This is a genomic window from Azospirillaceae bacterium (assembly GCA_028283825.1).
Classification (GTDB): Bacteria; Pseudomonadota; Alphaproteobacteria; order Azospirillales; family Azospirillaceae; genus Nitrospirillum.
Window position 1 is genome coordinate 2,361,765 of sequence record JAPWJW010000003.1, and the last position, 25,725, is coordinate 2,387,489.

Here is a 25,725-nt window from a genome sequence, read left to right on the forward strand (position 1 = left end):
CGCCAAACGTTTTTCAGACGCATCCAATAGAAGGAATGGATGTCCCGAATCGCTTGAGACGACGGTTTCGCTACGACTGTATCTATAGTGTTGTCATTAGGGCGCACTCGGACGCCGTCTTGGGGGGCCTTGCGGGATAAGGCGGGTCCCAAGGAAAAGGGCGGGGCTATGTGGCGCCCAAAACGTCTCTTGAGGAACACTCAAGGGTCGGTACGCCGGTGGTGCCCAGGGCGTGGGGTGCCGCGCTTACGCGTGCCGGGGCCCCTGGTGGCGGGTACGGGCCATGAACGCGGCCTTGACCTGCGACGATAAGCCTACATTTTAACAAAACCGTAACAAAGACGTCACCAAAGGTTCAGGGCCCGGAATCTAGGGTCCGCCCGTCGAAACGGGATCAGGAACGGTCACGGGGCTTATAAGGTCCCACGCCGGCCGGTCGGGGCCCCGAGATGGTCGACCTTGACGTTTCAACCCGTGGGGGATCCCCGTGAATTTTCAACCGAAGAACCTGCTGAAGGGTATGGTTGCCGCTGCGGCCGCGGTCGTGATGGTGGGTGCCGCCCAGGCTGCCGACATCAGCGGCGCCGGTGCCACCTTCCCGTATCCCATCTACGCCAAGTGGGCGGAGGCCTATAAGGCCAAGGCCGGCGTGGGCCTGAACTACCAGTCCATCGGTTCCGGCGGCGGCATCAAGCAGATCAAGGCGAAGACGGTCACCTTCGGCGCCTCCGATATGCCCCTGAAGCCGGAAGAGCTGAAGGAAGCGGGCCTGCAGCAGTTCCCGATGATCATGGGCGGCGTCGTCCCGGTCGTGAACGTGAAGGGCTTCGCCCCCGGTCAGATCCAGCTGGACGGCCCCACCATCGCCAAGATCTACCTGGGCACGATCGCCGCCTGGAATGATCCGGCCATCAAGGCGCTGAACCCCGGCCTGGCCCTGCCCAGCACCTCCATCGTCCCGGTGTACCGTTCCGACGGGTCGGGCACGAACTTCCTGTGGACCACCTACCTGTCCAAGGAAGACGCCGAGTTCCAGAGCAAGGTCGGCGCCAACACCTCGGTGCAGTGGGCCGCGGGCCTGGGCGCCAAGGGCAACGAAGGCGTCGCCAACATGGTGAAGCTGACCGACGGCGCCATCGGCTACGTCGAGTACGCCTACGCCAAGCAGAACAGCCTGACCTTCACCAAGCTGAAGAACCACGACGGCAAGGTCGTCAGCCCGGAAATCAAGTCGTTCCAGGCCGCCGCCGCCGGCGCCGACTGGGCCAACGCCCCGGGCTTCTACCTGGTGCTGGTCGATCAGCCCGGTGCCGACAGCTGGCCGATCACCGGCGCCAGCTTCATCCTGGTCTACAGCCAGCCGCAGGACGCCGCCGCCGTCGGCGAGGCCCTGAAGTTCTTCGATTTGGGCGTACGCCAGCGGCCAGGCCGCGGCCGAGCAGCTGGACTACGTCCCGATGCCCGCCGCCGTGGTCACCCAGGTCGAGAAGTCGTGGGCCACGATCAAGACCGCCGACGGCAAGCCGGTCTGGTCGAAGTAAGAGTCCTCGGGTAATAAGAAAGCCGCCCCGGCCATCCGGCCGGCGGACAGAGAAGGGGAGAGGGGTCGGACACGGCTCCTCTCCCTCTTTGTGGGCTTCATCTGAAATCCGGATTTAAAGGGTCACAAGGCCTACGGCCGGAGGGGTGCTTTGGTGGACATGGCGATAAAGGCATCGGACATCAGCGCGGAGAGCCCACGGGCGCGCGCGCAGCGCCGCAAGGACCTGCTGTTCCGCAGCGCCACCCTGTTTTTCGCCCTGCTGGTGCTGACCCTGCTGGGCGGGGTGATCATCTCCCTCATCCACGGCGCCTGGCCGGCCCTGAAGCTGTTCGGCTTCGGTTTCGTCACGACCGAGGTGTGGAACCCGGTGACGGAGAAGTTCGGCGCCCTGGCCCCCATCTACGGCACGCTGGTCACCTCGGCCATCGCCATGGCGGTGGGCGTGCCCGTCAGCTTCGGCATCGCCATCTTCCTGACGGAACTGTGCCCCGCCTGGGCCAAGCGTCCCATCGGCATCGCCGTGGAACTGCTGGCCGGCATTCCCAGCATCATCTACGGCATCTGGGGCCTGTTCGTGTTCGCGCCCTTCCTGCAGCGGACGGTCCAGCCTTTCCTGATCAGCATCTTCCACGACGTGCCCGTCCTGAGCACCCTGTTCAAGGGCCCGCCCTACGGCATCGGCACGCTGACCGCCGGCCTGATCCTGGCGATCATGATCCTGCCCTTCATCACCTCCATCACCCGCGACGTGTTCGAGACCATGCCCGCCATGCTGCGCGAAAGCGCCTACGGCCTGGGTGCGACGACGTGGGAGGTGGTGCGCGACATCACCATCCCCTACACCCGGGTGGGCCTGGTGGGCGGTGTCATGCTGGGCCTGGGCCGCGCCCTGGGTGAGACCATGGCCGTCACCTTCGTCATCGGCAACGCGCACCGCATCTCGCCCTCGCTGCTGGCGCCGGGCACCACTATCTCCGCCGCCATCGCCAATGAATTCACCGAGGCGGTGGGCGACACCTACACCTCGTCCCTCATTGCGCTGGGCCTGGTGCTTTTCGTCATCACCTTCATCGTGCTGGCCCTGGCCAAGCTGATGCTGGTGCGTATGAACCGCAAGGCGGGGGTCTGATCCATGGCCGTCACCGACATGTCCCCCTCCGGCACCCCCGGCCCGTCCTTCTCCATGGGCCGCTATCGCCGCCGCAAGGTCACCAACACCGTCGCCATGGGGGCCGCCGTCGGCGCCGCCGCCTTCGGCCTGCTGTGGCTGGTGTGGATCCTGGCCGTCCTGCTGTTCAAGGGCCTGAGCGCCATCAGCGTGGACCTGTTCACCCAGATGACGCCCCCGCCGGGCAGCGCCGGCGGCCTGCTGAACGCCATCTTCGGCAGCATCGTCATGACGGTGCTGGGCATGGTGATCGGCACGCCCATCGGCATCATGGCCGGCACCTACATGGCCGAATACGGCAAGGGCACGAAGCTGGCCGAGGTCACGCGCTTCATCAACGACATCCTGCTGTCGGCGCCGTCCATCATCGTCGGCCTGTTCATCTACACCATCGTCGTCGTGCCCATGGGGCACTTCTCCGCCTGGGCGGGCGCCATATCGCTGGCCGTGCTGGTCATCCCGGTGGTGGTGCGCACCACCGAGGACATGCTGAACCTGGTTCCGGGTTCGCTGCGCGAGGCCGCCGCCGCCCTGGGCGCGCCGCGCTGGAAGGTCATCGTCCAGGTGACCTACCGCGCCGCCCGCAGCGGCATCATGACCGGCGTCCTGCTGGCCGTGGCCCGCATCAGCGGCGAGACCGCACCCCTGCTGTTCACCGCCCTGAACAACCAGTTCTGGAGCGTCAACATGAACGCCCCGATGGCCAACTTGCCGGTCACCATCTTCCAGTTCGCGCTCAGCCCCTATGAGGATTGGCAGCGGCTGGCCTGGGCCGGCTCCCTCATCATCACGGTCGCCATCCTCGCGCTGAACATCGGCGCGCGCATGCTCACGTCCATCGGCACCAAGAAAGGCCAGTGATCACCATGACCGCGCTTTCCATGACGGCGGAACAGTCCCAGGCGGCGTACGCCACCGACGGCGACATGCGCGAGAAGATCAGCGTCCGCGACCTGAACTTCTATTACGGCGGCTTCCACGCCCTCAGGAACATCAACCTGCCGCTGTTCGACAAGCGGGTGACGGCGTTCATCGGCCCGTCGGGCTGCGGCAAGTCCACCCTGCTGCGCATCCTGAACCGTATCTATGACCTCTACCCCAACCAGCGGGCGGAGGGCGAGGTGCTGCTGGACGGTGAGAACCTGCTGTCGCCCAAGCAGGATCTGAACCTGCTGCGCGCCCGCGTCGGCATGGTGTTCCAGAAGCCCACGCCCTTCCCCATGTCGATCTACGACAACGTCGCCTATGGCATCCGCCTGTATGAAAAGCTGGGCCGGGCCGACATGGACGTGCGCGTGGAAGAGGCCCTGCGCAAGACCGCGCTGTGGGGCGAGGTGAAGGACAAGCTGCGCCAGAGCGGCCTGTCGCTGTCCGGTGGCCAGCAGCAGCGCCTATGCATCGCCCGCGCCGTGGCCGTGCGCCCGGCCGTGCTGCTGCTGGATGAGCCGACCTCGGCCCTGGACCCCATCTCCACCTCCAAGATCGAGGAACTGGTGGACGAGTTGAAGCCCGACTACTGCATCGCCATCGTCACCCACAACATGCAGCAGGCGGCCCGCGTCTCCGACTACACCGCCTTCATGTACCTGGGCGAATTGGTGGAGTACGGCGCCACCGACACCATCTTCACCGCCCCGAAGGAAGAAAAGACCGAGCAGTACATCACCGGCCGCTTCGGCTGAGTGGGGTCGCAACAGATTTGCGAATGGCAGGGGCGGCGTCCAAGGGGATGGCCGCCCCTTTTTCATGACGGTAATGAACCCCCGGGGAATAATTAGGCGGCCTACGCCGGATTGCACCCTTGCCCAGCCCGGCACCGGGCCTCATTTCCCCGTGTACCATGGACAGCCATTCGCCTTCTGGGCCGCCTTCCGACCCGACGCCCGCCGTCCCCCCGGATCCCGGTTCCGATCAGGCGGCCTCTGACCAGGCGGCGCCTGAATGGCCGGATGTCGGTGCGGTGGGCCCGGAAGCGGCCCCGGAAGCGACGGCCAGATCGGCATCCCCCAACACCCATCAGGCCCGCCGCCGGGCGGGCCGCCGCCTGCCGGTGGTGTGGCGGGCGCTGACCCATGCCCTGACCCCGCAAGGGCTGCGGTCCTCGGAACTGGCGCTGACCCTGCTCAGCGTGCCGGTCGGTGTTGGTGTCGGCCTGGCGGTGGCGGGGCTGCACGCCCTGGTGCTGCTGTTGCACAGCCTGGCGTTCAAGGTGCCGTTCGGTGAACACCTCAGCGGCGCCCTGTTCATGCAGCCGACGCTGGTGCTGGCCGCCCCCGTGGTGGGCGGCGTGCTGCTGGCGGGCCTGGGCCTGCTGTTCCGCCGTGCCCGCGACACCGTCGACCCCATCGAGGCCAACGCCCTCTATGGCGGGCGCATGTCCCTGCGCGACAGCCTGCGCCTGACCCTGTCCATCGTCGTGTCCCATGGTGCCGGCGGGTCGGTGGGGATGGAGGCCGCGTTCACCCAGACGGGGGCCGGCCTGGCCTCCAACTTCGGGCGGCGGCTGAACCTGCGGCGCAACGATCTGCGCACCCTGGTGGGGTGTGGGGCGGCGGCGGCCATCTCCGCCGCGTTCACCGCCCCGCTGGCCGGCGCCTTCTATGCCTTCGAACTGGTGATCGGCACCTACACCATGGCCACCCTGGCGCCGGTCTGCGTGGCCGCCGTGGTGGCCAACCAGGTGGCGCAGGTGGTGCTGAACCGGCCGGCCCTGTTCATCCTGGCGGAACCGCCGGTGATTCGCGGCGGCGACTTCATCACCTTCCTGCTGGTGGGCTTGGCCGCCGGCGCGCTGGCTATCGCCACCATGCAGGCCGTGACGTATGCCGAGCGCGCCTTCCGCCAGCTGCCGTTGCCCCGCGCCATTCACCCCATCATCGGCGGCCTGCTGCTGGGCCCGATGGCCCTGGTGCTGCCCGAGGTGCTGGGCGGCGGGCAGGGGGCCCTGCAATACGGCTTCGACCATGGCTATGGCGTTGGCCTGGCGCTGTTGATGCTGGTGGCCAAGATCGTGGCTTCGGCCCTGTGCCTGGGCGCCGGTTTCCGCGGCGGCCTGTTCAGCGCCTCGCTGCTGCTGGGCAGCCTGTTCGGCAGCATGGTGTCCGACATCGGCACCCTGCTGCCCCTGGGCCTGGTGGCGCAGCGCTCCGCCGTCATGCTGGTGGGCATGGGCTCGCTGGCCGCCGCCGTGGTGGGGGCCCCCGTCACCATGGTGCTGCTGGTGCTGGAACTGACGGGCGACCTGCGCGCGTCCGCCGGCGTGCTGATGGGGGTCATCGCCTCCACCCTGCTGGTGCGCGAAACCTTCGGGTATTCCTTCGCCACCTGGCGTTTCCACCAGCGCGGCGTGCAGATTCGGGGCGGCCACGACATCGGCTGGGTCAAGGACATGACCGTGGCCCGCCTGATGCGCGGCGATCCCAAGACGGTGCCGGCCGCCATCACCCTGGGTGCGTTGCGGGTCCATTATCCGCCCGGCAGCGCCAAGACGGTGTTCGTCCTGGATGACGGCGGGGCCTTCGCCGGCCGGGTGGACATGAACGCTGTCCACGATCCCCAGCATGAACTGCCGGCCGATCAGGCCGCCGCCACCCTGGCCCGCGACCGGGAACATTTCCTGCTGCCCGACCAGTCGGTGCGCATGGCCTTGCAACGCTTCGCCGACTGGGACGCCGACAGCCTGCCGGTGGTGGAGGGGGTCACCAGCCGCCGCGTCATCGGCTACCTGACCGAGGCCTACGCCCTGCGCCGCTATTCCCAGGAACTGGAGCGCCGGCGCGGGGATGAACTGGGCGTGCGCGACCTGTTCGGCGGGGTGTGATGCCCTATCTTCCTGTCCACTTGGTTTAAGGCGTTGCGCCGGTCGCGCCAATGTTGCATCACGGGGGCGGCCCATACCGGCGGGGCGCCGCCGTCGCGCCCTTTTGCCCGCCCCCTTGGCCTTACTTCTTAGGGAAAGCCCGCATTGTTCGATGATTTCGCCGTGTTGATCCGGGGCATACTCCTGGGATTGGCCATCGCGGCGCCGGTCGGCCCCATCGGCCTGCTGTGCATCCGTCGGACCGTGGAACGGGGCATCATCGCCGGGCTGGCCACCGGCTTCGGTTCGGCCATGGCCGACGGCTTCTTCGGCGGCGTGGCGGCTTTCGGCGTCAACGCCATCCTGGACGCGCTGCTGGGGCACGTGAAGGAACTGCGCCTGATCGGCGGCATCTTCCTGCTGGGGGCCGCCATCCATTCCTTCCTGAAGGAACCGCACGAGCGCAAGAACGCGCCGCCCGATGCCGGCAACCTGATCGGCGCCGTCGGCACCGGGCTGTTCCTGACGGTCACCAACCCCATCACCATCATGGGCATCATCACCGTGGTGGTGGGTTTCGGCGGCGCCCTGGACCACGCCAAGGCCGGCACCATGACCCTGGGCGTCTTCCTGGGTTCCCTCAGCTGGTGGTCCATCCTGTGCGGCGGCACCTTCCTTGTCCGCCACCACTTCACGCCCCGCCTGGTCATGTGGATCAACCGGGGCACCGGCGTGGTGCTGGGCCTGGTGGGCATCATGGCCCTGCTCAGCTTCTTCTCCCTGGTGCCGGAGAACCTTCAGGATTTCGTGGGGACGCTTATTAGTAAGTAGTTCCCTCAGGCGGCGGGCGGCCACATCCGTGGCCTTGCCTCATCCTCGATTTCCAGTCCGCTTCGCTCCCCGTAAATCTCCGGCGGACGCGGTCGCGTCCTACGGGCCTGGCGGCCCGAGGGGAGATCTTTACCTTATGAAGAGCGCGGAGCGCAGCGACAAGGACGCGACCGCGTCCGCCGCAGCGTTTTGGGTAGCGTCAGCGGACCGAAACGCGAGGATAGCCAAGGGCCGGATGGCCCGCCGGCGCTTGAGGCGAACGAACACCCTTCATCAATAATCCCACTGGTACTTCACGCCCACGGTGTCGTCCGTGCTGCCGACGGCGCCGTTCAGGCGCAGGCGGGAGGTCAGGGCGTATTCCAGGGTGACGCTGGTCTCGCTGGACCCGATGGACTGGCTGACGCCGATGTAGGTGCGGCTGTTGATGTAGCGGCCGGCGCTGACCGTGCCCAGGCCGCTGGACCCCACGGCGGCGCTGGAGAATTCCAGCCGGTCCACGCCCAGGCTGTGCTTCACGTCGTCCATGATGCCGGGCCCGCTGCCCAGCACGCCCGACAGCTGGGCCACACCCTGGGCCAGTTGCAGGGCCTCCAGCGCGCTGATCTGGCTGATGGGCCGGTCGAACAGCAGGCGGGACAGCACCTCGTCCTGCGGTGCCGCCGGGTCGGATGTCAGGGCCACCGTGGGCTTGGACAGCCGCCCGGTGATGTTCAGGATGGCGGTGAAGTCCGCCTTGGTGGATGAGGCGGTGATGTCCAGCACCGGGTCGCTGTCGCCGGTGAAGGTGATGTCGCTCTTGGTCAGGGTGAAGGTCTGGCCTTGGGCGGAGAAATCGCCCTTCACCAGGGTGACGCGGCCGGTCAGCTGCGGGTCCTGGCTGGTGCCCCGGGCCTGCATGTCGGCGGCGAATTCCGCGTCCAGGCCGCGCCCCTTCACATAGATGCGGTTGGTCGCCTTGATGTCCACCTTCAGGTGCACGACCATGCCCTTGCCGGCCGGTCCCGTCTGCATCTGCGGCTGGCGCGGCTTGCCGTTGACGTAGCGCACGGGCAGGTCGGCCACGTCGGCCGGCGGCTTGTCGGGCAGGCCGACCCAGGTCTCGCGCAGGCGCACCGTGCCGTCCAGGTCCGGCTTGGTCATGGGGCCCTTCAGCGTCAGGTCGCTGTCCACCCAGGCGGTGATGGGATCGGTGCGCAGCAGGCGGGCGTTCTTGGTGGTGGCGTGCAGGTCCAGCACCGGCGCCTTTTCCGCCGCCCCCGCCTCCGCCAGGTTGACGCGGCCCGTCAGGTCCACGGCACCGCCGTCGGCGGTGCTGCCGTGGAAGGTCTGGATGGCCAGGCCCCGGGCGTCGCCCACCAGGTGGGCGTTCAGGTCGGTGATCTGCGTGCCGGTGCCGCCGTTCTCGTACTTCGCCTTGACCAGATCGACGGTGCCGGTGACCTGCGGGTCGGCGATGGTGCCGGCCACCGCCAGGTCGGCGGTGACATTGCCGCCCATGCGCTGGGCCGACGCCGCCAGGAAGTCGTTGTAGCGCGACAGCTCCGTCCGGCCGGTGATCTTGGCGGTGACCGACCCTTCCATGATGGGGGACAGGGTGTCGGGGTTCAGGCGCAGGGGCGTGTCGGATTCCGCCTTCACATCCACGGCCCCGTCGGCCGTCTGCGCGTCCAGCGTGGCGTGCACCCGGCCGCCATGCCAGGCGGCGGTCAGGGTGGCGTCGGCGTTCAGGCGGCGGTCGGTGCTGTTCTTCACCTCCAGCGGCTTTTTCTTCACCGGCGTGGTGTCGGCGCCGGTGGCGTTGGCCGGGTTGTTGGCGACCGATGTGGCGACCGGCGGTGGGGCGTCCGCCGCCGCCGTGGCGGTGCCGGGCGTGGCCGCGGCCGTCGCCGACGAATCGAAGGTGATGGCCAATTCCTGCATGGACAGGCCGTGGATGCTGACCGTGGCGTCGGCGGTGGGGTTGTCCGCCGTGCCGCTGGCCGTCACCTTGGCGTCCAGCGTGCCGGCCAGGGTCATGGCCGGGTCGGCCAGGGCTGCCAGCGACAGGGGCAGGGCGGTCGCCTGCACCTGGGCCGTCACCGCCTTGCCGTCCAGCGACGCGTCGGCGCGGATGCGGCCGGTGCCCAGCGCCAGGTCCACGCCCTTCACCGAAATGGCGCCCTTGGCGATGCTGACGGTGGCCGGCGCCGCCAACTTCAACGTCGTCCGGTCCAGCTGGCCGTCCAGCTGGTCCAGGCGGGCCAGCATGGGGGCCTTGGGCGACGTGGGCTGGGTCAGGTGGCCGGCCGCCTGCACCTGGAAGGACCGGCGGCGGCCCACGCTGTTGACGCCGGCGGTACCGTCCAGCGCCAGGGTCAGATCGCCCTCGCCCAGGGTGCCGCGCCAGGCGGCGTTGACCTTGTTGACCAGGATCTGCCCGGCCTCGATGCCGTCGGCGGCCAGGGTGACGTTGGGGCGGGGCGTGCCCAGCACGTCGTCGATGCGGCCGCTCAAGGTGATGCCATGGATGCGCTGGTCTTCCACCACCAGATCGTCCAGCGCGACCTTCAGGTCCACCGCCTGGCCCGGCCCGGTCTTGGGTGGCGGCGGTGCCGGCTGCCCCTTCCTGGCCTTGACCTGGCGTGTGGGGCCGGGGGCAGAGGTGCCCAGGATTATGTCGGCCTTGGCGCGGCCGGCCAGGCGGGTGCCGGCCAGGCCGCCCAGGCTGGACAGGTCGGGGAAGGTGGCGGCCAGCTTGCCGGTGGCGACCTTGGTGTCGAGGTTGGCCTCCAGCGCGCCTTCCAGATGGTTGGGGCCCAAGGCGGCGGCTAGGTCGCGCACCGTCAGGCGGGGGCCCGTCTTGACGATGTGGGCGGCCAGGCTGGCGGGGTTGTCCGCTACCTTGCCGCTGCCCTTCAGGTCGGCGGTCAGGGTGTCGTTCTTCAGGGTGACGGTGCCGGCCAGTTCCACCGCCCCGGTGCGCAGGGTCAGGGGATCGACCGACACGTCCTTGGCGTCCAGGCTGGCGCGCACGCGGCCGTCGATCTCCGCCCGGCCGGCCAGCAGCGCGTCCTCCGTCGGCTGGCCGGTGCGCAGGTCGCTGGCGCGGACGCTGATGGTGCCGTCGGCGATGCCGTCCACCACCGTGGCCTGCACCGTCGCCGCCACGTGACCCCGGATTTCCTCGCCCGGCTTAGGGGGGGGCGAATCCGGGCCGCCCACGCCGGCCAGCGCCATCAGGGTCGCCAGGTCGCCGTCCGTCAGGCTGACCGTGCCCTTGGCCTGCCGGCCCCAGGCCTGGGCGGTGCCGCTGCCGCTGAGGCGGCCGGTGTCGCCCGACAGGTCCAGCCGGTCCACCTGGATGTCGCCGGTGGCGCGATCCAGGGCGCCGGTGACGGCCAGGTCGGCGTGGTCGCTCATGGCTGGCGGCAGGCCCGGCGCGCTCAATTCCTGCAGCTTGGACGCCAGGTCCAGCATCAGGCGGGTGCCGTCCTCCTGCACCTTGGCGGTGGCGGTCAGGTGGCGGATATGGGCGTTGTTGTAGCCCGCCCCCTCCACCGTCAGGTCGGCGGTGACGGCGCGCGCCTTCTTCGCCCCCACCTTGCCGCCGTTGGGGTCGGTGGTGTGCAGCACGGCGTCCAGCTTGGCGATCTCCAGGCCCGGCACGGCCGGGGCCAGGGAATCGGGTGCCGTGGGCACCAGTTGCAGGGTCAGGTCGCCGACCTTGTCCTTCAGGGTGCCCTGGGCCGTCAGGCGGCCGGCGGCGGCGGCCAGAGACAGGCTTTCCAGGGTGATGGTGCCGTCGTCCGCCAGGGTGGCGGCGGTCTGCAGGGTCGCGGCCTCCCCCGCCAGGGGCGCCAGGTTGGCCGGCAGCAGGCGGCCGGGGGCGGCCTTCAGCGCCAGGGTCAGGCGCTTGGCCTGGCCCTTGGGCCGCGCCAGGCCGACGTCGGCGGTCAGGGCCACGGCGCTGGTTCCGGCCGGCGCCGTCTCTTTCATCTCCAGGTGCGCCTGGAACTGGTCCAGCGGGCCGCTGCCTTTCAGCGACAGGTCCAGCGGGCCCAGTTCCGGGTGGCCGGCCAGGCGGGCCACCAGGCCGCCCGCCTCCTCCTGCCCCTGCAACTCCAGGGTCAGGCTGCCGGGCGTGGTCAGGCCGGGGGCGGTGAAGCGCGCGCTCAGCTGGCCATGGGCATTGCCGCCATCCAGCTGCGTCAGGGTCAGGTGGCTGTCGCCGTCCAGGTTGGGGCCCAGCTTCAAGGTGCCGCCGGTGGACAGGGCCGCCCCGCCGCCGCCGGCCAGGCCGGGTGTCAGTTCGATGCGCGGCAGGTCCAGGCGGGCCAGGCTGATGCTGACCGGCAGCGCCAGCGGGTTGGTGCTGGCCGCCACCTTGTCGTCCGGCGGGGCCGGGGCTGCGGCCGGCGGCTGGTCCACCCACAGCCGCTTGGCGCTCAACAGGTCCACCGCCACTTCACGGTGGGTCAGGGGCATCAGGCGCCAGTCCAGCGCCACCTCTTCCACCACCAGCCAGGGCTTGCCCGTCGCCGGATCGGCCATGGTCACGCGGGTGGCGCGGGGGTGGAAGGGCAGGCCGGACAGCCCCTCCACCGTCAGGCCGGGCACGTTGGCCTCCGCCTGGCGGGTGGCGTAGGCGCTGCCCGAACCGGTGCCCACCCACGTCAGGCCGATGCCGACGGCGGCGGCCAATCCCGCGATGATGCCCAGGATGGCGAACGCCGCGACATGGCCCACACTCAGCACATGGTGTCCCAGGGAACGGGAGGGGGACGCCTTGCCGGGCACAGGGGGTGGTGTATCGGACATGCCGGGTCCCGTCAGAAGGATTGGCCGATGCTGACGTACAGCTGCCACATGCTGTCGCCGCTGCGGCGATCAAGCGGCACGCCCACGTCCAGGCGCAAAGGACCGAAGGAGGTGAAGTAACGCACGCCCAGGCCCGCACCCCAGCGCAGGCCCTGGCTCAAATCCGGATAGGCGCTTTCATAGGCGTTGCCGCCGTCGATGAAGGGTACCAGGCCGATGCTGTCGGTCAGGCGGATGCGCATCTCGAAGCTGGTTTCCACCAGCGAACGGCCGCCCGTGGGGTCGTTGCTGCTGTCCAGCGGGCCCACCTTCTGATAGGCGTAGCCGCGCACCGACCCGCCACCGCCGGCGAAGAAGCGCTTGTCCGCCGGCACCGCCGCCAGGGTGCCGCCATAGACGGCGCCCATGTTCAGGCGGGCGGCCAGGACATAATCCTTGGCGTCGTCCAGCGCCCAATAGCCGCTGCCGCCCGCCTTGCCGATGATGAAGGTGCCGCTGTCGCCGAAGGGGCTGAAATAGGGTGTCACCCCGGCGTTCCAGCGATAGCCCCTGGTCGGGTTCAGCAGGTTGTCGGTGTTGTCGAAGTTCAGCGTCACCGGCACGCCCACCAGGGTGTTGTTGGTGGTGGTGATGGTGCCGTCGCCGGTCAGGTCCTGGCGGATGGACGACTGTTCCAGGGTCACGCCGGCGCTGCCCATCAGGTGGGGCGTCAGCGGATGCTGCAGGATGGCGCCCAGGGTCAGGGCGTCACGCGAATAGGCCTCCGGATGTTCCGACACCGCTACCGCCGACAGGTTCAGGATGTTGTCGGTCTGGAGGAAGTCCGGTTTCTTCAGGGTGGTGCCCAGGCTGTAGTCCAGCCCGTCGGAATCCCGGTACTTGTCGCGGCCGATGCCGCCGATCGACCCGGTGACGGTCAAGGCCTCGGCCCCGCCCAGGAAGTTGCGGTCGCCCCAGGTGGCGGTGGCGGCGGCCCCGTCGGTGGTGCCGTAGGTCAGGCCGGTGGTGATGAAGTGGCGTTCTCGCTCCTGCATCTGGCCCAGCACGGGCACCTCGCGCGATCCGTCGGGCTGGGCCGTGCCTTCGCTGTCGTCCAGCACCACGCGCACCTGCGAGAACACGCCCAGGTCGGTCAGCTTGTTGCGGGCGGTGTCCACCTTGGCGGGATCATAGACATCACCCGGCTTCCACGGGATGCGGCCGTTGGCGACGTCGGGATCCAGCCGGCCCAGCCCGGTGAAGGTGGTGGGGCCGAACCGGATCAGGGGGCCGGGATCGACCGTGAAGGCCACGCTCATGGTATGGGCGGCCACATCCACCGCCAGGTCGCGCTGCGACACCTTGGCCCGGGCATAGCCGCGTGTGGCCAGCAGCGGTGCCACCGCCGCTTCCGCGTCGCGGATGGTGGGGCCGCGCGCCGGGTCGCCCGCCTTGATCTTCAGCTTGGCCAGGTCCAGCGGGCCGCCCGGCGGCGGGCCGCCATCGGCCTGCGCCAGCGTGATCTTGGAAATGGTGTAGCGCTGGCCGGGCGTCACCTCGATGACCACGGCCACCGGCTTGGCATCGCCGTCCACCTTCACCATGACGCTGCCGTCGAAATACCCCTCCGACCGCAGCGCCGCCGCCAGCTTGTCGTAATCGTTGTCGATGCGCTTCTCCAACCCCAGCAGGGAGGAGGGCGGGTCGTTCTGCAGGGTGATCAGCGACGACGCGCTGCGCAGCACGTCCATCAGGGCGTCGTCGGCCGCGACGCCCGGTGCGGTATGGGAAATCCACCTTGTAGGTGGCCGGCGGCGGTTCATCGTTCTGCTGGTCGGTGGCACCGCCCGGCGGGGCGGCATCGGCCTGCTGCTGCGCTTTGTGTGCCAGCACGCTGCCCGGGGTTTCGTCCTGATCGTCGTCCGTGGCGCCGGCGTCGGTCGCCGGCTGGTCCTGCTTGGCTGTCTCAGGCTTCGGCGAGTCCGGGGCGGCGGCGGCCGGCGCGGTGGGCGCACTTTGCGCCAGGCCTGGCGTGGACCAGCCGGCCAAGGCCAAGGCGGATACCAGGGACGTCGAAAGCGCCAGGGCGGCCGTGGCGGTCGGCGGCCGGCGCTGGGGGCGGGGGGCGGGCAAGGGCGACGCGGGCTCCAACGGCTGCGGTGATGGTCGGCTTGGGGCCTGGGGCGAAAAAGGACCGGGATGAAGGGAACTAGGGCGGGGACACGTTATGCCCAGATATTTTATGCCTGCTGCTGTTCCTCATCTTTGTTACCGTTTGATGGCGCATTTGCCGTCCGCGCGGGGGAAACGTCGCAGGGAACATGCTTTACCGACAAGATAATGGCGATTTTATAGTCTGCCTTGCGGTACCCGTAACCCCCTCTTGCGTCCAACCCCCTTCGGCGGGCCTTTCTACCGGGCCCGCCAATGGCTATATTCCCCGCGAGAACCCGGTCCCTCCGCCCGTCGGCAGGGGTCGGTTTTTTGTTTTTGGGCCATAGCCAGGCGCGTGTCGCGTTTTTGGACCGGGTCCTGACCTCAAGCTTCGCGGGATTACCGTCCATGAATATGCGTAACATCGCCATCATCGCGCACGTCGACCACGGCAAAACCACGCTGGTGGACGTGCTGCTGCGCCAGTCCGGTTCGTTCCGCGACAATCAGCAGGTCGCTGAACGCGCGATGGACAGCAACGACCTGGAACGCGAGCGCGGCATCACCATCCTGGCCAAGTGCACCAGCGTCCTGTGGGAAGGTACCCGCATCAACATCGTCGACACCCCCGGCCACGCCGACTTCGGCGGCGAGGTGGAGCGTATCCTGAGCATGGTCGACGGCGTCATCCTGCTGTGCGACGCGGCCGAGGGCCCGCTGCCCCAGACCAAGTTCGTGCTGGGCAAGTCGCTGAAGCTGGGCATGCGCCCCATCGTCGTCATCAACAAGGTGGACCGTTCCGACGCCCGCCCGGACGAAGTCCACAGCGAGGTGTTCGACCTGTTCGCCGCCCTGGACGCCACGGACGAGCAGCTGGACTTCCCCACCCTGTTCGCCTCGGGCCGCAACGGCTGGGCGGCGGAAAGCCTGGACGCCCCGCGTGAGGACATGCGCCCGCTGTTCGAACTGGTGCTGCGCCACGTGCCGGCCCCCAAGGTCGACCTCGACGCCCCCTTCACCATGCTGGCTACCACGCTGGAAGCCAACCCCTACCTGGGCCGCCTGCTGACGGGCCGCATCCAGACCGGCACCGCCCGCGCCAACATGGCCATCAAGTCGCTGAGCGCCGACGGCAAGCTGATCGAACAGGGCCGCATCTCCAAGCTGCTGGCCTTCCGCGGGCTGGAGCGCGTGGGCGTGGAAGAGGCGCAGGCGGGTGACATCGTCGCCATCGCCGGCCTGACCAAGACCACCGTCGCCGACACCATCTGCGAGCCGGCGGTGACCGAGCCCCTGGCCGCCCAGCCGATCGACCCGCCGACCCTGGCCATGACCTTCAGCGTCAACGACAGCCCGCTGGCGGGCCGCGAGGGCGACAAGGTCACCAGCCGCATGATCCGCGACCGCCTGATGCGCGAGGCCGAGGGCAACGTCGCCCTGCGCGTGCGCGAAACCACGAACGCCGACGCGTTCGAGGTGGCCGGCCGTGGCGAACTGCAGCTGGGCATCCTGATCGAAAACATGCGCCGCGAAGGCTATGAGCTGTCGATCTCCCGTCCGCGCGTGCTGCTGAAGACGGATGAGAACGGCCAGCGCCTGGAGCCGATCGAGGAAGTGGTCGTCGATGTGGACGAGGAATTCTCCGGCGCCGTGGTGCAGAAGATTTCCGAGCGCAAGGGCGACATGCTGGAGATGCGTCCGTCCGGCGGCGGCAAGGTGCGTCTGGTGTTCCACGTGCCGTCGCGCGGCCTGATCGGGTACCAGAGCGAATTCCTGACCGACACCCGCGGCACCGGCCTGATGAACCGCCTGTACCACGGCTACGCCCCGTACAAGGGTCCCATCCAGGGCCGCCGCAACGGCGTGCTGATCTCCAACGGCGAGGGTGAGGCCGTGGCCTACGCCCTGTGGAACCTGGAAGACCGCGGCCCCATGATGATCGAGCCGGGCGCCAAGGTGTACCAGGGCATGATCATCGGTGAGCACAGCCGGGGCAACGACCTGGAAGTGAACGTCCTGAAGGGCAAGCAGCTGACCAACATCCGCGCCGCCGGCAAGGATGAGGCCGTGCGCCTGACCACGCCGATGGACATGTCCCTGGAAAAGGCCCTGGCCTACATCGAGGACGAGGAACTGGTGGAAGTGACGCCGAAGTCCATCCGCCTGCGCAAGCGCCTGCTGGACCCGACCGACCGCAAGCGCGCCCAGAAGCAGTCCGAAGCCGGCTGATCGCTGTCCTTGTCGTGTTGAGTATCGAAGCCCCGTCCACCGCAAGGTGGGCGGGGTTTTCGCTTATATCAGCGGCATTTGGTCGTAATCTCTCAAATGCGCCCTCAGTCGCCGGGCGGCCACATCCGTGGCCTTGGCTCACGGGCCTGGCCGGCCCGGGCCGGCAGTCGCCGGCCTACCAACAGCATGAGTCGTCATCTCATGCTGTTGGTACTGGGTGCGTCTCGCACGAACGTCCAATACGGGCGCCCCGCCCGGTCCGCATGGTGCGGCCTCCACCAACCCGGAGCCTCGTCCATGCCGCCTACCCCCGTCCGCTTCGCCGACAAGTTCGCCCTGTTCACCGAGCAGTGGCGGCCCAAGGTGGTGGCGGAGATGAACGACTATCAGTTCAAGCTGTCGCGGTTGCAGGGCGACTTCCTCTGGCACGCCCACGCCGACACGGATGAAACCTTCATCGTGCTGGAGGGCGAACTGCGCCTGGATTTCCGCGACGGTTCCATCACCCTGGCCGCCGGCGAAATGGCGGTGGTGCCCAAGGGTGTGGAGCACAAGCCGTCCTCCGTGGCCGAAGTGAAGCTGCTGTTGATTGAGCCGCGCGGGGTGGTCAACACCGGCGATGCCGCCGCCGCCGCCGGCGACCGCACCGCGGAGAACGACGTGTGGGTTTAGGGCCGGGCACGTTCGGCCCCAAATCCCCATTCGTCCCGATCAATCCGGCAGGCTGAGCGCCACCGGCCCGGCCGTTTCCGGCAAGGGTGGGATGGGGCCGGCGTGGGCCACATCGGTGGACCGGCTGACGGCTTCCCAGGCCTTCGCGTCTTCCACCCGCTTGGCATCGACCAGCCCGAAGAAATGCAGGGCGTCGCCACCCAGCAGCAGGTGGGTGGGTAGCACCGGGTGGTCGGCCAGCCTCAGGATCACCTGCGCCACCTTGGCGGGGTCGCCGGCCTCATTGCCGATGTAGTCGCGCAGCATCTCCAGCATGGCGCCCACCGTGGGCTGGTAGTCGGGCAGCAGGTCGGGGACGGCCTGCCGCGCCCGCTGGCCCCAGCCGGTGCGCATGCCGCCGGGCTCCAGGGCGCAAAGCTGGATGCCGAACGGTGCCAGTTCCATGGCCAGCACCTCCGTCAGGCCGCCCACCGCCCATTTGGCCGCCTGATAGGCGCTGAGGCCCGGCGTGCCCACCCGGCCGCCGACGGAGGAGATTTGCAGGATATGCCCGGTGCGCTGGGCCCGCATCACCGGGATGGCGGCGCGGGTGACGTTGACCACGCCGAACAGGTTGGTTTCGATCTGGTCGCGGAATCGCCCCGGATCCATCTGCTCGAACGGGGCCGTCTCACCATAGCCGGCGTTGTTCACCACCACGTCCAACCGGCCGAAGGCGTTCACCGCCAGGGACACCGCGTCCGTCGCGGCGGCGGCGTCCGTCACGTCCAGGGCCGCGATGCGCACCCGGGGGCCGTACTTGTCGGCCAGGTCGGCCAATTCCGCCGGCCGGCGGGCGGTGGCGACCAATTGATGCCCGGCGGCCAGCACCGCCTCCGCCACCGCGCGGCCCAGCCCGGCGGCGCTGCCGGTGACCAGCCAGACCTTCGATGTGTTTGTCGGGCTCATGGGATTGCTCCTTGGTTTGGGTTGATAATGAGTATGTGCACACTCATTTATTCAGCAAAAAGAAAGGCGCCGGGGGACATGTCCCGGCGCCCGGGGTGTCAGCGGGAAATGGCGTTCCAGAAGGCGTCGAAGCCGGCGGTGCGATAGCGCTCAGCGGCGGCGGGCTCCCGCAGGATGAAATCCATGGTGGCTTCGGCCATGGCGGTCAGCATGGCGGCGGCGAAGCCGGGCGGCTGGTCGCGCAGGGTGCCCTGGGCGACGCCGTCCAGCACCAACTGATCGAGACGGGCGAAGCCGGCGCTGCCCTCGACCCGCGTCTGGGGTGTCAGCCGGTCCGACACCATCAACTGGGCCATGGCGCGGCGCTGGGCGGGGACGCGCACACCCCAATCGACGAAGGCGTTCCAGACATGGTGGGCGCGGTCGCGCAAGGGCGCGTCGCCCGGGTAGGCCGTCATCATCTCCGCCCGCAATCCACCCTTGATCGTCAGGTACAGCTGGTTCAGCAGGTCGTCCTTGGTGGGGAAATAGGTGAACAGCGTGCCCTCCGCGATGCCGGCCAGCTTGGCGATGCGGGCCGTGGGCGCGCCCACCCCCTGCTCCGCCACCACCTGGGTGGCGGCCGCCAGGATGGCGTTGTGCTTGTCTTCGCTTTTGGGCCGGGCCATGGGACGCGTCGCTTGATGAGTGAGTGCACGCTCAACATAGGGCCCCGCTCACCTTATTAAAGTGCGCCGTGTCACAGCCGGTCACTCGGTCATCCGTTCGGTGCGCAGCGGAAAACACCTTACGATTGATGCGCATCAGGGCGGCCGGCCCATTTTCCAAGTTAAGATTTCATTCTAAGACGCGAGGCCGCCGCATGGGTGTCTCGCGCTTTGGTGGTGGTGGCCGCCACCGACCGCGCTTGCGCACGGTATGGTAAATGGCCAAGACTAAAGGGAGGGGTGGCTTTTGGCCGCTGCCTGACGGAATTTCCACCGCCTTGCCCATCGATGCCGTTAACCTTGATGGTGACGGCCCCGATGGGATGGGGCGTGCAAGATGAAAATCGTTCGGGAAGAGAGGAAACCATCATGGTCGAAGTGGTCATCGCCAGTGCCGCGCGCACGCCCATCGGCAGCTTCAACGGCGCGCTCAGCAGCCTGCCGGCGGTAGCGCTGGGCACCGTGGCCGTCACCGAGGCCCTGCGCCGCGCCAATGTCGATGCCGCCGAGGTGTCGGAAGTGGTGCTGGGCCATGTGCTGAAGGCCGCCACCGGCCAGAACAGCGCCCGCCAGGTGTCCGTCGCCGCCGGCGTGCCGGTGGAACGCACGGCCTATACCCTGGACCAGGTCTGCGGCTCCGGCCTGCGCGCCGTGGCCCAGGGCTTCCAGGCCATCCGCCTGGGCGAGGCCGAGGTGATCGTGGCCGGCGGCATGGAAAGCATGAGCCAGGCCCCCCACGCCATCCACCTGCGCAACGGCACCAAGATGGGTGACGCCAGCATGGTGGACACCATGATCAAGGACGGCCTGTGGGACGCCTTCAACAACTATCACATGGGCACCACGGCTGAGAACGTGGCCAAGAAGTGGGAGATTTCCCGCGAGGCCCAGGACGCCTTCGCCGCCGGTAGCCAGCAGAAGGCCGAAGCCGCGCAGAAGTCCGGCCGCTTCAAGGATGAGATCGTTCCCGTCACCGTGCCCGGCCGCAAGGGCGACGTGGTGGTGGAGGCCGATGAATACCCCAAGGCCGGCACCACCGCCGAAACCCTGGCAAAGTTGCGCCCGGCCTTCGCCAAGGACGGCAGCGTCACCGCCGGCAACGCCTCCGGCATCAATGACGGTGCGGCCGCCGTCGTGCTGATGACGGCGGAGAACGCCGCCAAGCGCGGGGTGAAGCCGCTGGCCCGCATCGTCTCCTGGGCCACGGCCGGCGTCGATCCCTCCATCATGGGCACCGGGCCGATCCCGGCCAGCAAGCTGGCGCTGCAGCGCGCCGGCTGGACCGTGGCCGATTTGGACCTGATCGAGGCCAACGAGGCCTTCGCGGCCCAGGCTTGTGCCGTGAACAAGGACATGGGCTGGCCGGCCGACAAGGTGAACGTCAACGGCGGCGCCATTGCGCTGGGCCATCCCATCGGCGCCTCGGGTGCGCGCGTGCTGGTGACCCTGCTGCATGAGATGCAGAAGCGCGACGCCAAGAAGGGCCTGGTCACGCTGTGCATCGGCGGCGGCATGGGCATCGCCATGTGCGTCGCCCGCGACTGATTGGCCCTTTTCTGAAAAGGGCCTGCGGCTGGATTGATCTTTCCGGCTGCGCAACTGGTTAGGTGCCCGTTGAGGGCCGGCACGGGTGGTGGCATCACCGCCCGTGCCGGCCGGACGGGGGGGAGGAATGGGGACGCCAAACTGGGCGTGATGCCGATCCTCCTTTTGTGGCGTGAACGCTTGATGGTCGATTTCTGACTCGTAGGGGAGGAACAGATGACAGCGCGTGTTGCATTGGTGACGGGTGGTACCCGCGGCATCGGCGAGGCGATCTCGGTGGCGTTGAAGGACGCCGGTTACAAGGTCGCCGCCAACTACGCCGGCAATGAGCAGAAGGCGCGCGAATTCACGGAGCGGACGGGCATCCCGGCCTATCGCTTCGACGTGGCGAATTTCGAGGATGTGCGCCACGGCATGGGCAAGATCGAGGCCGACCTGGGCCCGATCGAGATCATCGTCAACAATGCCGGCATCACCCGTGACGGCGTGATCCACCGCATGACGTTCGAGCAGTGGAACGAGGTCATCCAGACCAACCTCGCCTCCTGCTTCAACACCTGCCGGGTGGCCATCGACGGCATGCGGGCGCGCGGCTTCGGCCGCATCGTCAACATCGGCTCCATCAACGGCCAGGCGGGCCAGTACGGCCAGGTGAACTACGCCGCTGCCAAGTCCGGCATCCACGGCTTCACCAAGGCCATGGCGCAGGAAGGCGCGGCCAAGGGCGTGACGGTCAACGCCATCGCCCCCGGTTACATCGACACCGACATGGTGCGCGCGGTGCCGGCCAACGTGCTGGAAAAGATCGTGGCCAAGATCCCGGTCGGCCGCTTGGGCAAGGCCGAGGAGATCGCCCGCGGCGTGCTGTTCCTGGTGGCGGACGACGCCGGTTTCGTCACCGGCTCCACCCTGTCCATCAACGGCGGGCAGCATATGTATTGATGGTCTCAGGCGCCGGGCGCTGGCATCCGCCGGCTCGGCTGTCCTCGCTTTCCAGTCCGCCTGCGGCTCCCCGGAAAGCTGCGGCGCCCGCAGTTGCGGGCTAGTCGCTGCGCTCCGGGCAAGTCAGGGCGGCGCGGTTGGTTGGTTGAGACGTTGGCCTGGCGCATGAGGTTTGCGGTATGACGGGGGCGGGTTCCGGTGACGGGCCCGCCCTTTGTTTTTGGATGTCCCCATGTCCGCTCAGCCGCCCTCATCGCCCCATCTGTACCCGGACCAGCCGCGTGTCGGCGTGGGCGTGCTGGTGTGGAAGGGCGACCAGCTGCTGCTGATCCGCCGGGCCAAGGCGCCCTTGGCCGGCGAGTGGTGCCTGCCGGGCGGCAGCCAGGAACTGGGCGAAGGATTGTTCCAGACGGCGGCGCGTGAGGTGCGGGAGGAAACGGGCGTGACCTGCCGGCCCTACACCGTGCTGACGGCGGTGGACGGCATCACACGCGACCCCAGGCCCGCGGGGACGGGGCCGGAGGTGGAACCCCGCATACGGTTCCACTTCACCATCGTGGAAATCATGGCGGAGTATGTCGGTGGGGACCCGGTGGCCGGCGACGACGCGGCCGAAGCCCTGTGGGGAACCCGGGCCGACTGCGACCGGCTGGTGACCTGGCCATCGATCAAGGCGGTGGTGGATCTGGGCTGGGCCGCGCGGTTCGGCCGCTGAAATACCGAAGAAAAGAGATGGGGATATGAACCAAGCCAACGTGCGGCGGGCCACCCTGATCGGGGCCGGCGCCATCCTGTTGTGGGCGACCCTGGCGCTGCTGACCACCCTGACCGGCCCTATCCCGCCGTTCGAGACGGAGGCGGTGGCCTTCGCCGTGGGCGGCCTGACCGGCATCGTCGCCATGGTGGCGCGCGGCCGCTCGCCCCTGGCGGCGGTGAAGCAGCCGCCGGCGGCCTGGGCCTTGGGCGTGGGCGGGCTGTTCGGCTATCACTTCCTCTATTTCCTGTCGCTGAAGTCCGCCCCGGCGGCGGAGGCCAACCTCATCAACTATCTGTGGCCGCTGCTGATCGTGCTGTTCGCCGGCCTGCTGCCGGGGGAACGGCTGGGGCGGCGCCAGGTGCTGGGCGCCTGCGTCGGCTTGGCCGGCACGGTGTTGCTGGTGACGGGCGGCCAGGGCGTGCATGTCGACCCCGCCTATCTGCCGGGCTTCCTGGCGGCGGCGGGGGCGGCCGTCACCTGGGGTGCCTATTCCACCCTGTCGCGCCTGCTGGGCTCGGTGCCCACCGACGCCGTGGCCTTCTTCTGCCTAGGCACCGCCGTGCTGTCCGCCGTCTGCCATGTGGCGCTGGAGGTGACGGTGGTGCCCGACGCCGGCCAGTGGGCCCTGCTGGCGCTGATGGGCCTGGGGCCGGTCGGGGCCGCCTTCTTCGCCTGGGACATCGGCATGAAGCGCGGCGATATCCACACCCTGGGTGCGCTCAGCTATGCCACGCCGCTCATGTCCACCCTGCTGCTGATCCTGGCCGGTCGGGCCCAGCCCAGCTGGGTGGTGGCGGCGTCCTGCCTGCTGATCATCACCGGCGCCGTCATCGCCAGCCGCCGTCCGCGCCCCGCATAAACACCCGCCCCAGATACCCCTTGCGCAAGCCGCACGCATCCGCTAGTTTCCGCGCCGCTTCGCCAGCCGGCCCCTTTCCCGTTCGACAGCAAAACGGGGGCCGGACACGGGAATGGATACGGAGAGGTGCCGGAGCGGTCGAACGGGGCGGTCTCGAAAACCGTTGAACCAGCGATGGTTCCGTGGGTTCGAATCCCACCCTCTCCGCCATTTCCTTTAAAATCAGGCGCTTACGATCCTGTATGATCCCGGCCTGACCCGCTCAGGACCGGGCGAATCCATTTTCATTTGCTACATAGGTGCTACAAGGCTGGCCGCTTGTAGCAAGGCGAGCGTCTTGTCAGTCCGAAGTCCGGTGCTTGTCCCTCATCCAGTCGAGTATCATCTGGCCGCCGATTTCATGCCTGAAAAATCGGGCAGGCTGAACGAGGGGATGCCGTCGTCTTGGGCAGCGAGATGGGCATGACGACAATGGCGACGCCTTGGACGGCGGCGGCCCCGGGGGGCGGCTCAGGGGCATCGGTTGAAGTTTTCACCTTACAGCCGGCCGTAGCGCTGGACTGCTTCTCGCGTAATTGTCACGCTTACCTGAACCATTTCACTGGTGGGTAGCATGTCATCGGATACGCGTCGCCTGACAGGCATTCAACTCGACCTTGCCTTTGGTACAGCCAATGTAAAATTGCCTGCATGGTTCGCTGAGCAGGTAAACCCGGCTATGCGCGTGGACATTCTGAACGATCTCATCGACGAGCTAAGTGCCCTGCGCGATGTTGCTATGGAGGGTTGGGGCGACCATTTAGCTGAGGTCGACGACGAAGATTTAGATGATGAACCTGCGCCCCGCCCGGAATTTCGAACATTAACCGGAATTAAGATCAATATTGAAGAGGGGGCGATTCAGATCGACCTGCCGAATTGGTTTGAGTCTATGGACACCCTTATGAAGGCGGATGTCACGCGCGACCTCAAATTCTATTTCGATGATCTCTACGATGAAGCTCTCGGCGAGTACCAAGCAGAAGTCGAAACTATTGTGGATGAGGTGAAAGCCAAGCATCGGGGTTCGGCGACGGTGATCCCCCTTCACACAAGGCGGCCGAATCCCATCGCATCGAAGGTGCCAAATGAAGATCGGGAGGAATCGGACCTCCATTGGTATGAAATCGATTGGACCGGAGATGTACGCGTATGGGGCCGCGACACCATATCAGCCGCCACCCCCGAAGCGGCGCTGGCGGCTTTCAAGGCGAAGTACCGGCGGAATCCCTTCTCCGTTGCTGAGTTTGTCAGCCTGGACCTTGTGGAAGGCGCCCAGGTCGTCAATATCGTGGACCTGTCGCGGGCCGGGGATGCGGAGGACGGTGGAGAAATTCCCATTGAGGAGGATACAAACCTCCCGCTCTGGGACGCCTATGGCAGTCGCGAAGAACCGATCATGATCGACTTGGATCAGGTCCCATCCTTGACCATTACGCCCACTGCCAAGCGCAAGATAGCTCGGTATATTGGCTTGCACCGCCGTGAGACACGACCGTCGGCGGCGCCTATCAAATAGAGGCGTCACGCTCTATCGGAGAGCGCTACCTTGACATGGTAGGGGTCACCTGCCTGCCTTACGGTGCCGCCCCTTGACGTAAGAACGGCCGTAATTACATAATGGCGTAGCAATGTAAGGAGCGCGCCATGCACACCACCAAGCTGACCAAGGTCGGGAACTCCACGGGGATCACCATCCCTCGGGACGTGCTGGCCGAGGCGCACCTGGACCGTGGCGACGAGGTCACCCTGTCGGTGCGCGATGGCCGCATCGAAATCGCCAAGTCCGATGATGCCTACAGCAAGGCCATGGACGCCGGCCGGGCCTTCTCCGCCCGTTACCGCCGCGCCATGGCGGTGTTGGCCAAGTGACGGAACTGATTCTTCCGCCCATAGAAGCCATCATCGACCTGCATGCGGAACTGCTGGTGGAGCACGGGGGCGCGCCGGGCCTGCGGGATCGCGGCGCCCTGGAGGCATCGCTGGCCCGCGCCCACCAGATCCTCGCCTATTCCGAGGGGCCGGTTACGGTATTCGACCTGGCGGCGGTGGTGTGCGTCGGCATCTTGCGCAACCGCCCCTTCGTGGACGGCAACAAGCGGGCAGGCTTCGTGGCGCTGGGTATGACCCTCATTCTGAATGGCCTGTTCCTGGACGTGAGCGAGCGGGAGGCCGCCGACATGATCCTCTCCGTCGCCGCCCGTGAACGGTTTGAGGAGGAGTTCCGTCTGTGGGTGGCCGACCACAGCGTCGAGGCCTGACCTGCCGCGCCCCGGGATCAACGGCCATCAACCCGCTGTACCGGGGCCCAGGCGGTGAACATGCCGCCCGGGATCGCCTTGACCGCCCAGCAGCCCGCCGCCGTCACCGGTGATGAGATCTCCTGCCCCCTGTGCGCTTACGTCACCGCCCGTGGCTTGCGCGTGTGCCGCGGCTGCGGCGGCGACATCGTGTACGGGGCGACCACCAGCGAGCTCCGCGCCGCGATGATCGTGGGCGGCATCGTGGGTGGCTTGATCACCGGCATCTTTCACGCGCCTGGCTCTGTCATCACGATCATGGGGATCGTCGGCGCCTTCGCTGGCGTGATGCTGCGACTGCCGGGACGCTCAGCACCGCCTGGTTGGTCGCCGGCACGGCGGTGATGGTCGCGCGCATCGGCCGAACCATGCTGGCGGGGTAGGTCACCAGCGTCGCATCCAGGACGTAAACGGCCCGACCAATGTCCGCGGTTGTCAGCACTCCTGCGTTCA

The 25,725-nt window shown here is 67.9% G+C and carries 20 protein-coding genes and 1 tRNA gene; 17 read left to right on the forward strand and 4 right to left on the reverse strand.

What is annotated here, in order from left to right:
- Window positions 1-487: 487 nt before the first annotated feature.
- The 6 genes from pstS to PW843_22885 all read left to right on the forward strand — a co-directional run bounded on the left by pstS (window position 488) and on the right by PW843_22885 (window position 7,341).
- A complete protein-coding gene (gene pstS, locus PW843_22860) occupies window positions 488-1,555 on the forward strand; it encodes a phosphate ABC transporter substrate-binding protein PstS (protein ID MDE1149406.1) in 1,068 nt (355 codons plus the stop codon).
- 145 nt (window positions 1,556-1,700) lie between these two features.
- Window positions 1,701-2,672 carry a phosphate ABC transporter permease subunit PstC gene (gene pstC / locus PW843_22865; protein MDE1149407.1) on the forward strand — a complete coding sequence of 324 codons (972 nt, stop codon included), beginning with the start codon at window positions 1,701-1,703 and terminating at the stop codon, window positions 2,670-2,672.
- Window positions 2,673-2,675: 3 nt separating this feature from the next.
- On the forward strand, window positions 2,676-3,572 hold the full coding sequence (pstA, locus tag PW843_22870) for a phosphate ABC transporter permease PstA (GenBank protein ID MDE1149408.1): 897 nt from the start codon (window positions 2,676-2,678) through the stop codon (window positions 3,570-3,572).
- Window positions 3,573-3,592: 20 nt separating this feature from the next.
- A complete protein-coding gene (gene pstB, locus PW843_22875; GenBank protein MDE1149409.1) occupies window positions 3,593-4,393 on the forward strand; it encodes a phosphate ABC transporter ATP-binding protein PstB in 801 nt (266 codons plus the stop codon).
- Window positions 4,394-4,671: 278 nt separating this feature from the next.
- On the forward strand, window positions 4,672-6,531 hold the full coding sequence (locus tag PW843_22880; protein MDE1149410.1) for a chloride channel protein: 1,860 nt from the start codon (window positions 4,672-4,674) through the stop codon (window positions 6,529-6,531).
- A 144-nt stretch (window positions 6,532-6,675) separates the two neighbouring features.
- Window positions 6,676-7,341, forward strand: a complete 666-nt coding sequence (locus tag PW843_22885) for a LysE family transporter (GenBank protein ID MDE1149411.1) — start codon at window positions 6,676-6,678, stop codon at window positions 7,339-7,341.
- Between the two features lie 273 nt (window positions 7,342-7,614).
- Here PW843_22885 and PW843_22890 read toward each other — a convergent pair whose 3' ends face one another.
- Window positions 7,615-12,141, reverse strand: coding sequence for a translocation/assembly module TamB domain-containing protein (locus tag PW843_22890; protein ID MDE1149412.1), 4,527 nt, complete (start codon window positions 12,139-12,141; stop codon window positions 7,615-7,617).
- A gap of 11 nt (window positions 12,142-12,152) precedes the next feature.
- Complete coding sequence (locus tag PW843_22895; protein ID MDE1149413.1) at window positions 12,153-13,943, reverse strand: autotransporter assembly complex protein TamA; 1,791 nt, start codon at window positions 13,941-13,943, stop codon at window positions 12,153-12,155.
- Between the two features lie 739 nt (window positions 13,944-14,682).
- Here PW843_22895 and typA point away from each other — a divergent pair.
- Both typA and PW843_22905 read left to right on the forward strand, forming a co-directional pair.
- Window positions 14,683-16,503 carry a translational GTPase TypA gene (typA, locus tag PW843_22900; protein ID MDE1149414.1) on the forward strand — a complete coding sequence of 607 codons (1,821 nt, stop codon included), beginning with the start codon at window positions 14,683-14,685 and terminating at the stop codon, window positions 16,501-16,503.
- Window positions 16,504-16,800: 297 nt separating this feature from the next.
- On the forward strand, window positions 16,801-17,175 hold the full coding sequence (locus PW843_22905; GenBank protein ID MDE1149415.1) for a cupin domain-containing protein: 375 nt from the start codon (window positions 16,801-16,803) through the stop codon (window positions 17,173-17,175).
- A 39-nt stretch (window positions 17,176-17,214) separates the two neighbouring features.
- Here the strand turns inward: PW843_22905 and PW843_22910 are convergent, their stop codons facing one another.
- Both PW843_22910 and PW843_22915 read right to left on the reverse strand, forming a co-directional pair.
- Window positions 17,215-18,123, reverse strand: a complete 909-nt coding sequence (locus PW843_22910; GenBank protein ID MDE1149416.1) for an SDR family NAD(P)-dependent oxidoreductase — start codon at window positions 18,121-18,123, stop codon at window positions 17,215-17,217.
- A gap of 98 nt (window positions 18,124-18,221) precedes the next feature.
- Window positions 18,222-18,791, reverse strand: coding sequence for a TetR/AcrR family transcriptional regulator (locus PW843_22915; GenBank protein MDE1149417.1), 570 nt, complete (start codon window positions 18,789-18,791; stop codon window positions 18,222-18,224).
- Between the two features lie 408 nt (window positions 18,792-19,199).
- Between PW843_22915 and PW843_22920 the strand changes: the two genes are divergently transcribed.
- The 9 genes from PW843_22920 (at window position 19,200) to PW843_22960 (ending at window position 25,617) form a co-directional block, all read left to right on the forward strand.
- Window positions 19,200-20,375: an acetyl-CoA C-acetyltransferase gene (locus tag PW843_22920; GenBank protein MDE1149418.1), complete on the forward strand. Its 1,176-nt coding sequence runs from the start codon at window positions 19,200-19,202 to the stop codon at window positions 20,373-20,375.
- Window positions 20,376-20,591: 216 nt separating this feature from the next.
- Window positions 20,592-21,317 (forward strand): acetoacetyl-CoA reductase, encoded by a 726-nt coding sequence (phbB, locus tag PW843_22925; GenBank protein ID MDE1149419.1) that lies wholly within the window; start codon window positions 20,592-20,594, stop codon window positions 21,315-21,317.
- Window positions 21,318-21,549: 232 nt separating this feature from the next.
- The gene (locus PW843_22930; protein MDE1149420.1) at window positions 21,550-22,032 is read left to right on the forward strand and encodes an NUDIX hydrolase; all 483 of its coding nucleotides are present in this window, start codon (window positions 21,550-21,552) and stop codon (window positions 22,030-22,032) included.
- A 25-nt stretch (window positions 22,033-22,057) separates the two neighbouring features.
- Window positions 22,058-22,933: an EamA family transporter gene (locus PW843_22935; protein MDE1149421.1), complete on the forward strand. Its 876-nt coding sequence runs from the start codon at window positions 22,058-22,060 to the stop codon at window positions 22,931-22,933.
- A gap of 120 nt (window positions 22,934-23,053) precedes the next feature.
- Window positions 23,054-23,143 (forward strand) — tRNA-Ser (locus PW843_22940).
- Window positions 23,144-23,546: 403 nt separating this feature from the next.
- The gene (locus PW843_22945) at window positions 23,547-24,491 is read left to right on the forward strand and encodes a hypothetical protein (GenBank protein ID MDE1149422.1); all 945 of its coding nucleotides are present in this window, start codon (window positions 23,547-23,549) and stop codon (window positions 24,489-24,491) included.
- A 128-nt stretch (window positions 24,492-24,619) separates the two neighbouring features.
- A complete protein-coding gene (locus PW843_22950) occupies window positions 24,620-24,844 on the forward strand; it encodes an AbrB/MazE/SpoVT family DNA-binding domain-containing protein (GenBank protein ID MDE1149423.1) in 225 nt (74 codons plus the stop codon).
- On the forward strand, window positions 24,841-25,233 hold the full coding sequence (locus tag PW843_22955) for a type II toxin-antitoxin system death-on-curing family toxin (protein ID MDE1149424.1): 393 nt from the start codon (window positions 24,841-24,843) through the stop codon (window positions 25,231-25,233). Before PW843_22950 ends, PW843_22955 begins: the two co-directional genes overlap by 4 nt.
- A 54-nt stretch (window positions 25,234-25,287) precedes the next feature.
- Entirely contained in the window at window positions 25,288-25,617 is a 330-nt protein-coding gene (locus PW843_22960; protein ID MDE1149425.1) for a hypothetical protein, read from the forward strand.
- The last annotated feature ends 108 nt before the right edge of the window (window positions 25,618-25,725 follow it).